Source organism: Streptomyces sp. NPDC060027 (assembly GCF_042737005.1).
Classification (GTDB): Bacteria; Actinomycetota; Actinomycetes; order Streptomycetales; family Streptomycetaceae; genus Streptomyces.
Genome location: NZ_JBHWVI010000074.1, coordinates 26,493 through 35,717, shown reverse-complemented (window position 1 = coordinate 35,717; position 9,225 = coordinate 26,493). Strand labels below are relative to the sequence as shown.

Genomic DNA, 9,225 nt, shown 5'->3' with positions numbered 1-9,225 from the left:
GGCACAAGGGCGCCTTTCGGCCGTTGATCTTTGAACGACCTTTACCGACCCCCGCTGAACCTCAGCGCAGTTCCCGCTCTCCGGCCTCGACGCGGACCGCCAGCGTGTTCCCCGCCGGCGCACCTCGTCCTCCATGGGACCGGCGAAGTGGCCCGGCGGCAGCAGCCGGTCGGCGGCGCCCAGCAGCCGGGCCGCGTCACGGGCGCGAGAGCCGCCGTCCAGATCGGTGAGGGCGATGGCGGCCGTGGTCAGATGGGCGGACGGCATGTGCGGCGCGATCATCCGCGACAGCGTGTCGGTGGACCGCGCCATCGCCAGGCGCGCCTTGTCCAGGGCACTCTCGCTGTGCCCGTCGATCGCGTCCAGCCACGCTTCCACGCCGAGCATGAACCCGTCGAAGACGACGAAGGAGCCGGCCGTGAAATCCTGACGGAGCAGCCGTACCTGCTCGCGCGCCTCCGGGACGCGGCCGCTGCGTCCGAGCCAGGTCGCGAGGTAGAGCCGGGCCGCGGGCATGGCCTCGTTGTGGGCGCCGTGCCCGTCCGCCAGCACGTCGCGCATCATCCGCTCGCCCCGCTCGGCGTCCCCCAGCTCGATGTACATACTGCCGAGCCGGACGTTGAGCACCGCCGTCTGAGCTCGCGCGCCCAGCCGTTCGGCGTGCTTCCCGGCCGCCGCGTAGTCGGCAGCGGCGGCCGCGTAGTCGCCCTTGCGCTCATGGGCCTCGCCGCGCGCGGAGAGCGACTCGGCGGCACCCCACGCGTCGCCGATCCCGTCGAACAGCTCCAGGGCCTCGTCGGCGTCCGCCGTGGCCTCACCCGCCAGGTCGGCCCGGTTGGCGAGGACGTTGGCGCGCATCTGGAGGGCGGCGGCCAGTTCCCAGTCGTAGCCGAGTTCGCGGCAGGTGCTGACCGTCTTGTTGATCACCTCGGTGAACCGGTCCATGGTGCTGGTGAGCAGCACGGCGTAGAACCAGAGGTTGCCGGGGTTGCGGCAGGTCTGCGGCATACCGGGCTCGTAGGTCGCGCCGATGGCGCGGAGTTTCTCCTGCGCCTCCGGGGTCTGCCAGGCCTCCATGTCCATGTCCATATAGGCGAGATGGACGAGATGGACACCGCGCCGGGCCTCCTCGAGGACCTCCGCGCGCATCGGCGGCGGGGCGTCCGTGCAGCGCACGTACAGCGGGGCGGCCGGACGCGCGGGCGGCAGGAAGGGATCGGGACCGAGGGCCATCGCCTCACGGGCCCAGGCGCGGGCGTCGACGCGCTGGTCGCGGATCTGCCAGTACCAGGACAGCGAGAGGACCATGCACAGCGCCTCCTGCTCGTCGCGTTCGGCCACCGCGTGCCGCAGGGTGATACGCAGGTTCTCGTACTCGCGCTCGATGAGGTCGATCGCGGAACGCTGGTCGGGACCACGCAGCAAGGGGTCGGTGGTACGCGCGAGTTCGCGGTAGTACGTGAGGTGGGCGCGCTCGGTGGCGTGGCGGGCGCCGGACTCGTCGAGGCGTTCCCCCGCGTACTCGGCCACGGTCTCCAGGAGCCGGTAGCGCATCTCCGTCTCCCCTTCGCCCGAAGGGGCCGCGACGACAAGGGACTTGTCGACGAGCGAGCCGAGGACGTCCAGTGCGGCCGGGCCGCAGACGGCCTCGGCGGCGGCGAGGTCGCAGCCGCCCGCGAAGACGGACAGCCGCCGCAGGACGTCCCGTTCGGCCTCGTCGAGCAGGTCCCAGGACCAGTCGACGACGGCACGCAGGGTCTGCTGCCGGGGCAGCACGGTGCGGCTGCCCGAGGTCAGCAGCCGGAACCGGTCGTCGAGCCGGTCGGCGATCTGCCGCGGAGTGAGCATCCGCAGCCGGGCGGCGGCGAGTTCGATGGCGAGCGGAAGGCCGTCGAGGCGCCGGCAGATCTCCGCGGCGGCCCCGGGGTCGTCCTCGACACGGAAGCCGGGCCGGGCGGCTGCTCCCCGGTCGGCGAGGAGCCGCAGCGCGACGGGCTCCGGCAGCGGATCCACGGGCCGCAGCAACTCCCCCGGTACGCCGAGGGGTTCACGGCTGGTGGCGAGCACCGTCAGTCCCGGGCAGCGTTCCAGCAGCGCCTCGGCGAGGCGCGCGGCGGCGTCGACGACATGTTCGCAGTTGTCGAGGACGATCAGCATCCGGCGCTTGGCGCAGTGTTCGGCGAGCCGGGTGAGCGGGTCGTCGTGCCGCTCGGCCACGGCCCGCATCTCCTCGGCCCCGGCGCCGCGCAGCACGGTCTCGCGGGCGCCGACGGCGGTCAGCACGGCCTCGGGCACGGCCTTCGGGTCGTCCACCGGTGCCAGTTCGGCCAGCCACACCCCGTCCCGCAGGGTGGGGGCCAGTGCCTCCGCCACCTCCTGGGACAACCGTGTCTTGCCCGCCCCACCGGGCCCGAGCAAGGTCACGAGCCGGGCCCCCGCGAGATCGGCCCGGATGGCATCGATGTCGGGCTCCCGCCCCACGAAGGACGTGAGCCGGGCCCGGAGGTTGCCGGGGGACGGTGACGCGGGGCCGATACGGGAAGTGAACGCCGGTCCCGGGGCATGGGCGCCTTCGCCCGCGGTGGGGCCGGGGGCGTCCGGCGCGGGATGCCCGGCGTCCGAGGCCAGGTGCCCGGAGCCTGCGCCTGCGCCTGCGCCCGCGGTGCCTGAGGCGCCTGTGCCGACACCTGTGCCGGTTCCGGTCCGCCCGGCCGAGACCGCGGTGTCCGCGGCTGCGGCGCGCGCGCCTTCGACGGAGGCGGGGGCGGGGGCAGCGGAGGCGGCGGGTGTTCCGGCGCCGGAACGCACCCCGGACCCGCCACGAGCGCCGGACCCGTCCCGGGGCCCTGACCGATCCCGGGGGCCGGCCAGGAGCTCCGCGTGCAGGGAACGCAGTTCCGGACCGGGGTCCGAGCCCAGGCGGTCGGCGAGGAGGGCGCGTACGGACTCGTAGGCGGCGAGGGCCTCGGCGGGCCGGCCCGCGTCGCGGAGAGCGCGCAGCCGCAGGACGTGCAGCGGCTCGTCGAGCGGATGCAGATCGCAGAGGGCGGTGAGCTCGGGCAGGGCCTGTTCGGCGTGGCCGAGGGCAAGGGCCGCGCCGAGACGGGCACGGCGGACGTCGAGACGCCGGGTCTCCCAGCGGGCCGACTCGGCGGTGCGGTCCGGGAGGTCGGCCAGGGCCGGGCCGTGCCACAGGGCGAGGGCGTCCTCCAGGACGGCGGCCGCTTTGGCGGGGTCGCCGTCGGCGAGGGCGCGGATGCCCTCGCCCGCGAGCCGCTCGAACCGGTACAGGTCGACGTCGTCGGAGGACGCCGCCAGCCGGTAGCCGCCGTCCACCGACTCCACCGCGTCCGCCCCGAGCGCTCTGCGCAGCCGCCCGACCAGCGCCTGCAGCGCGCCGGGCGCGTCCGCGGGCGGGTCGCCGTCCCACACCTCGTCGACCAGGACGGCCGACGAAACGGTCCGTCCGGGCCGCAGCGCGAGGACGGTCAGCAGGGCACGCAGCCGCGCCCCGCCGACCGGGACGGACGTGCCGTCGGAACGGAGTGCCTGGGTGGTACCGAGGATGCGATAGCGCACGGGGTCCATTGTCTCTGGTGGCATCAGGTGCGGGGGTCGGGTGCGTCGAGTTCGAGTTCGAGTCCGGCGAGGACGCGAAGGCCTGGTGCACCAGGTGGATCGTACGGACCGTGCCGGTCGCCCCGGCTACTGGGCACCGGGCCGCTCGACGGTGAGCGGACCGGTCCTCCCGAACCTTCGGCCGGGGTCGGGTCCCGCTCCGTCCCCGGGTCCGTCGTGCAGTACCCGCGACCAGACATGCCTTCTCCCCATCCCCCCACCCTCCCCGGAACCCATGGCCGATGGCGAGACGTTTTCGGCGTGAGCCCGGTACGGTCGGGCAGGCCCGAGCACATGCGCGTCAGCCCAGCCGAGTCCAGGGAGCCCCATGACCACCGCCGCGACCCGCCGCAGCGACCGGAGGATCAGCCCCGTCTTCGTCGGGATCGTGGCTGTCATGGCGGTGACCGGCTGGGCCGCCTGGACCGGATTCGCCGAGCAGGCCGGTGTGGCCGTCTTCCTGTTCGTGACGGCCGCCTGGATCGTCTCGCTCTGTCTCCACGAGTACGCGCACGCCCGCACCGCCCTGCACAGCGGCGACATCTCGATCGGCGCCAAGGGCTATCTGACCCTGAACCCGCTGAAGTACACGCACGCCCTGTTGAGCATCGTGCTGCCGGTGATCTTCGTGATCATGGGCGGGATCGGGCTGCCGGGCGGCGCGGTCTTCATCGAGCGGAACCGCATCCAGGGCCGCTGGAAGCACAGCCTGATCTCGGCGGCGGGCCCGCTGACGAACGTCCTGTTCGCCGTCGTGTGCACGGCGCCGTTCTGGCTGCACGCCCTGGACGGCGTCCCGGACGCCTTCCGCTACGCGCTGGCGTTCCTCGCGCTGCTCCAGGTCACGGCCGCGATCCTGAACTTCCTGCCGGTCCCGGGCCTGGACGGCTACGGCGTGATCGAGCCCTGGCTGTCGTACGACGTCCGCCGTCAGGTCGAGCCCTTCGCGCCGTTCGGTCTGCTCGCGGTGTTCGCGGTGCTGTGGATCCCGTCGGTGAACCGCGAGTTCTTCGACATCATCGATGCCGTCCTGCGCGGCCTGGGCATCGGCCCGGGTGAAGCGGACTGCGGCCAGTGGCTCTACCGCTTCTGGCAGGAGAACAACGACATCTGTCTGAAGTCCTGACCGGCCTGGACTCTGACCTGGCCGGAGTCCTGACCTGGCCGGAGTCCCGGCCGACGCTACGCCCGGCCACGCCGTGCGTAGTACCAGGTCATGTTCGACGACAGGCCCGCGACCAGCACCCACACGATGCCCAGCCAGCTGCCCTGGACGAACGAGATGACGGCCGCGGCCACGGAGAGGACACAGACGGCGAGGGCGTAGAGAGCGAGGCGGGGCATGGGGTCGGCTCCTGTCGGGGGGACACTGCTTTCGACCAGTGTCCCCCACGCGACCTAAACGTCCGTCACCCGCAGACCCGCGTGGGCCTTGTAGCGGCGGTTCACCGAGATCAGGTTGGCGACCAGGGCCTCGACCTGGTGGGCGTTGCGCAGGCGGCCGGAGAAGACGCCGCGCATACCGGGGATGCGGCCCGCGAGGGCCTGGACGATCTCGACGTCCGCCCGCTCCTCGCCGAGGACCATCACATCGGTGTCGATCTCCTCGATCTCCGGGTCCGCGAGCAGCACGGCGGAGAGGTGGTGGAAGGCCGCGGTGACCCGGGAGCCGGGCAGCAGGGCGGCGGCCTGCTCGGCGGCGCTGCCCTCCTCCGGCTTCAGCGCGTACGCGCCCTGCTTGTCGAAGCCGAGCGGGTTCACGCAGTCGACGACGAGCTTTCCGGCCAGCTCCTCGCGCAGCGATTCGAGGGTCTTGCCGTGACCTTCCCACGGCACGGCGACGATCACGATGTCGCTGCGGCGCGCGGTCTCCGCGTTGTCGGCTCCCTCCACACCGTTCCCGAGCTCCTCGGCCGCGCTCCGCGCACGGTCCGCGGCGCGCGAGCCGATGATCACCTTCTGCCCGGCCTTGGCGAGCCGGTAGGCGAGGCCCTTGCCCTGCGGACCGGTGCCACCGAGCACGCCGACGACGAGCCCGGACACGTCGGGCAGGTCCCAGGGGTCCTTGGCGGGGGCCTTCTGTGCACTGTCAGTAGAGGTCATGGGCCGACTTTACGTGCGCGCGCGGGGGCCGTGCGCCTCAGGTGGCCGTGCTCCCCGGGTGACCGCGGTCACCCGAGCCCGGCCACCGGGACGCGCCGGAAGGTGATCGTCTCGTAGGCGCCGAAGTCACCCGTCTCGTAGAGGAGTCCGACGTTCGCGGCGTCGAGGCGCACGAGGTCGGAGTACGCGGCGGGCAGCCCGTCCACCGGGTGCGCGGACCGCCAGGTGGTGCCGCCGTCGGCCGAGGCGCGGATGGTCATCAGGGCGCGGAACGCCGGGTCCGCGGGCCCGGAGTACAGGAGCAGGTCGGGGTCGCGGAGCTGGAGGAGGCTGCCCTGGACGACGGGGGTGACGAGGCCGGCCTGCGGGCGGAACGGCTTGACCAGGGTTCTGCCGCCGTCGCGGGAGTGGGCGTCGGCGCGGTTGCCGGGCGACGGGGAGTCGTTGCGGGCGCTGAAGTAGACGCGCCCGTCGGGGAGTTCGGCCGCGGTGGTCTCGTTGACGTTGACGTAGCCGTTGGTGCTCTCGTCCAGGTAGCCGAGGTACCAGGACGCGCCGCGGTCGTCGCTGAGCAGGCAGTGGCCGCTGTTGTACTTCGCCTCGGTGCCGTTGTCCGTACCCGTGGGCGGCAGGGTGTGGTTGCCGGGGACCAGTACCCGGCCGGAGGCGAGCTGGACGGCGTGCCCGGGTGTGGTGGCGTACCAGCGCCAACCGGCCTTCTTCACCTGCCCGGTGATCTCCTTCGGGGCCGACCAGGTGAGCCCGTCGTCGTCGCTGTGCTGCACCCACACGCGCCGCCCGTCGGCCGCCTTCACCTTGCCGCGCAGCAGGGCGTCCTCGGACGCGGAGGCCGCGCTGCGGACGTGGACGAGCAGGACGCGGCCCGTGTCGAGGACGACGGGCGCGGGGTTGCCGGCGAGGTTGACGCCGTTCTTGGCGACGGCCTGGAGCGGGCCCCAGGTACGGCCGCCGTCCGCGGACCGTTTGAGCACGATGTCGATGTTGCCGTGGTCGTGCGCGGAACCGACTCTGCCCTCGCAGAAGGCCAGCAGGGTGCCGGTTCCGGTGGCGACGACGGCGGGGATCCGGAAGCTCGCGTAGCCCTCGCGCCCGGCACGGAAGGGAACGCTCACCCCGCCACCCGCCGCCGCATCCGTACTCGTGTCGGTACTCGTGTCGGTACTCGTGTCGGTACTCGTGTCGGTACTCGTGTCGGTACTCGTCCCGGGGCCCGTACCGGTGCTGGGCTCGGCGCTCGACTCCGTCATGACCGGGCTCCCTCCTGTGGTCGCTCGTGGGGTCAGTGGTGCGGACTTCTGCCCAACTTGGGCGAATTCGTGGTGAACTCCGGGTCACGAGTAGCAGGTTGCGGCAGGATGCGGCCATGGATGCCGTACGGGTCGCGTTGCTGCGCGAAGTGCTTGCCGGGACCGAATGGCTGGGTGCGACACGGCGGTTCGGGGGAACGCTGCGGGGGTCCGTGGTGTCGTACGGCGGCGGGCTGCTGCTGGTCGGCTCGGAGGAGTACGAGCCCTGGCATCTCGCGGCGCATCTCGTGGACGAGGCCGCCTGGTCGGGGACTCCGGAGCTGTCGCCGACGCTGGTGCGGCACGGGGCGCGGGAGTCCGATCCGGCTCACCTGGCGGTGGGGCTCGGACGGATCGAGGCGGCCCGGCGCGGCGAGACACTGCTCGTGGTGGCGCCGGACACGCCCGGGGCCCCGCTGCTGGAGCGGGTGCACGACGCCCGGCGGGCCGGTGCGACGGTGCTGGCCCTGTCCCGGGGAGACGGTGAGCTGTCGGCGCTGGCCCACGAGTCGCTCGCCGTGCCGCCGGACCCCGAGCTCGATCTCGACACCGTGCAGCACCTGGTCAGCGCGGCGGCCGGGGAGAACGCGCTGCCCTCACCCCGGGGGCGACGCCGCTTCCGTGACCGCCTGTCCCGCTTCGCGGACCAGCTGACCGCCCCACCGTCGTACCGGTGGTAGCGCAAGCCGACTCCGGTGGTAGCCGGAGCCGACTCCGGCCGAAGGGGACCTTCCCCCGGCGGCGGCCGGGAACCCGTCCTCGCCGTCGGGGGCCGGGGACTCGTCCCGGTCCGTGGCCGGCGCCGTAAAGCAGTTGCCCCGCGTCCTCGCTCCGCCGAGCATGGCCCGTCGTGAGTGATGACGTTCCCCTTTCCCCATTGCGTGCCCTGCTGCCCGATCTCGCGCCCTGGCGGACCTCCGCCGACTTCCGGCGGCTGTGGGTGGCGGGGCTCGTCACCAACTTCGGGAGCTTTCTGACGTTCGTCGCGCTGCCGGTGCAGATGAAGACGCTCACCGGTTCGGCGGCGGCGGTCGGTGCGATCGGCGCCGTTGAACTGATCCCGATGGTGGTCTTCGGGCTGTACGGCGGGGCGCTCGCCGATGCCCTGGACAAGCGGAAGCTGATCATCTGGACGGAGGCCGGGCAGGGCGTGCTGTGCGCCGTCCTGCTCGTCGACGCGACCCTGCCGCACCCCGCGGTCTGGCCCCTCTACGTGGTCGCCGCGCTCTCCGCCGCCCTCGGCGCGGTCCAGCGCCCCGCGATGGACGCCCTCACCCCGCGGATCGTGGCCCACGAGCATCTGACGGCCGCGGGCGCGCTCAACTCGCTGCGCTGGACGGTGGGCGGCGTCGCCGGCCCGGCCCTGGCGGGCGTCGTCGTGGCGTACGCCGGACTGGGCTGGGCCTATGCCGTCGACCTGGTGACCTTCGCCGTGTCGGTGGCCATGACCGCGGGGATCGCCCCGTCGCCGGCCTCGCACGAGGCGGCGAGACCGTCGCTGCGGTCCATCGCCGAGGGCGCGCGCTACGCGTGGAGCCGCAAGGAGCTCCTGGGCACCTACGCCATCGACCTCGCGGCGATGTTCTTCGCGATGCCGCTCGCGGTGCTGCCGTTCCTCGCGGACGAGCTGGACGCCGCGTGGTCGCTGGGGCTGATGTACGCGGCGATTCCGGCCGGCTCGCTGCTCGTCAGCCTCACCAGCGGGTGGACCTCGCACGTGCACCGGCACGGGCGGATGGTGGCGCTCGCGGCGGCGTGCTGGGGGCTCGCGATGGCCGGCGCGGGCGTGGTGCACAACGTCTGGCTGGTGCTGCTGTGCCTCGTCCTCGGCGGCTGCTGCGACATGGTCAGCGGAATCTTCCGCGCCGCCATCTGGAACCAGACGATCCCGGACGAGCTGCGCGGACGGCTCGCCGGGATCGAGCTGCTGTCGTACTCCGTCGGACCCCAGCTCGGCCAGGTCCGCTCCGGCGGTATGGCCGCGTGGACGAGCGTACGGACCTCGGTCTGGGCCGGCGGCGCGCTCTGCGTCGGGGCGGTGGGGCTGCTCGCCGTCGGCCTGCCGAAGCTGATGTCGTACGACGACCGCACGAACGAGCACGCGCTGCGGATGCGGTCCGCACGGGCGGAGAACGTCCCGCCCGCGCCCCCGGTGACCGCTTCCTGAGGGGGCGCGTGCGACCGCTCGCCAGGGACC

At 73.2% G+C, this 9,225-nt stretch carries 7 protein-coding genes; 3 read left to right on the top strand and 4 right to left on the bottom strand.

Annotation, left to right across the window (positions count from 1 at the left end; all coding sequences use genetic code 11):
- Positions 1-3,588 (bottom strand): BTAD domain-containing putative transcriptional regulator (locus tag ACFWBT_RS20030; RefSeq protein WP_385702043.1); only part of this gene is annotated, 3,588 nt, incomplete at its 3' end.
- Between the two features lie 358 nt (positions 3,589-3,946).
- Here ACFWBT_RS20030 and ACFWBT_RS20025 point away from each other — a divergent pair.
- A complete protein-coding gene (locus ACFWBT_RS20025) occupies positions 3,947-4,744 on the top strand; it encodes a site-2 protease family protein (protein WP_385702038.1) in 798 nt (265 codons plus the stop codon).
- 56 nt (positions 4,745-4,800) lie between these two features.
- Here the strand turns inward: ACFWBT_RS20025 and ACFWBT_RS20020 are convergent, their stop codons facing one another.
- From ACFWBT_RS20020 to ACFWBT_RS20010, 3 genes are all read right to left on the bottom strand, one after another.
- Entirely contained in the window at positions 4,801-4,962 is a 162-nt protein-coding gene (locus tag ACFWBT_RS20020; protein WP_385702035.1) for a hypothetical protein, read from the bottom strand.
- A 54-nt stretch (positions 4,963-5,016) separates the two neighbouring features.
- On the bottom strand, positions 5,017-5,721 hold the full coding sequence (gene npdG, locus ACFWBT_RS20015) for an NADPH-dependent F420 reductase (RefSeq protein ID WP_261709335.1): 705 nt from the start codon (positions 5,719-5,721) through the stop codon (positions 5,017-5,019).
- A 68-nt stretch (positions 5,722-5,789) separates the two neighbouring features.
- The gene (locus ACFWBT_RS20010) at positions 5,790-6,854 is read right to left on the bottom strand and encodes an exo-alpha-sialidase (RefSeq protein WP_385702032.1); all 1,065 of its coding nucleotides are present in this window, start codon (positions 6,852-6,854) and stop codon (positions 5,790-5,792) included.
- Between the two features lie 251 nt (positions 6,855-7,105).
- Between ACFWBT_RS20010 and ACFWBT_RS20005 the strand changes: the two genes are divergently transcribed.
- Entirely contained in the window at positions 7,106-7,708 is a 603-nt protein-coding gene (locus ACFWBT_RS20005) for a hypothetical protein (protein WP_385702030.1), read from the top strand.
- Between the two features lie 170 nt (positions 7,709-7,878).
- Positions 7,879-9,195 (top strand): MFS transporter, encoded by a 1,317-nt coding sequence (locus ACFWBT_RS20000; RefSeq protein ID WP_385702028.1) that lies wholly within the window; start codon positions 7,879-7,881, stop codon positions 9,193-9,195.
- Positions 9,196-9,225 lie beyond the last annotated feature (30 nt).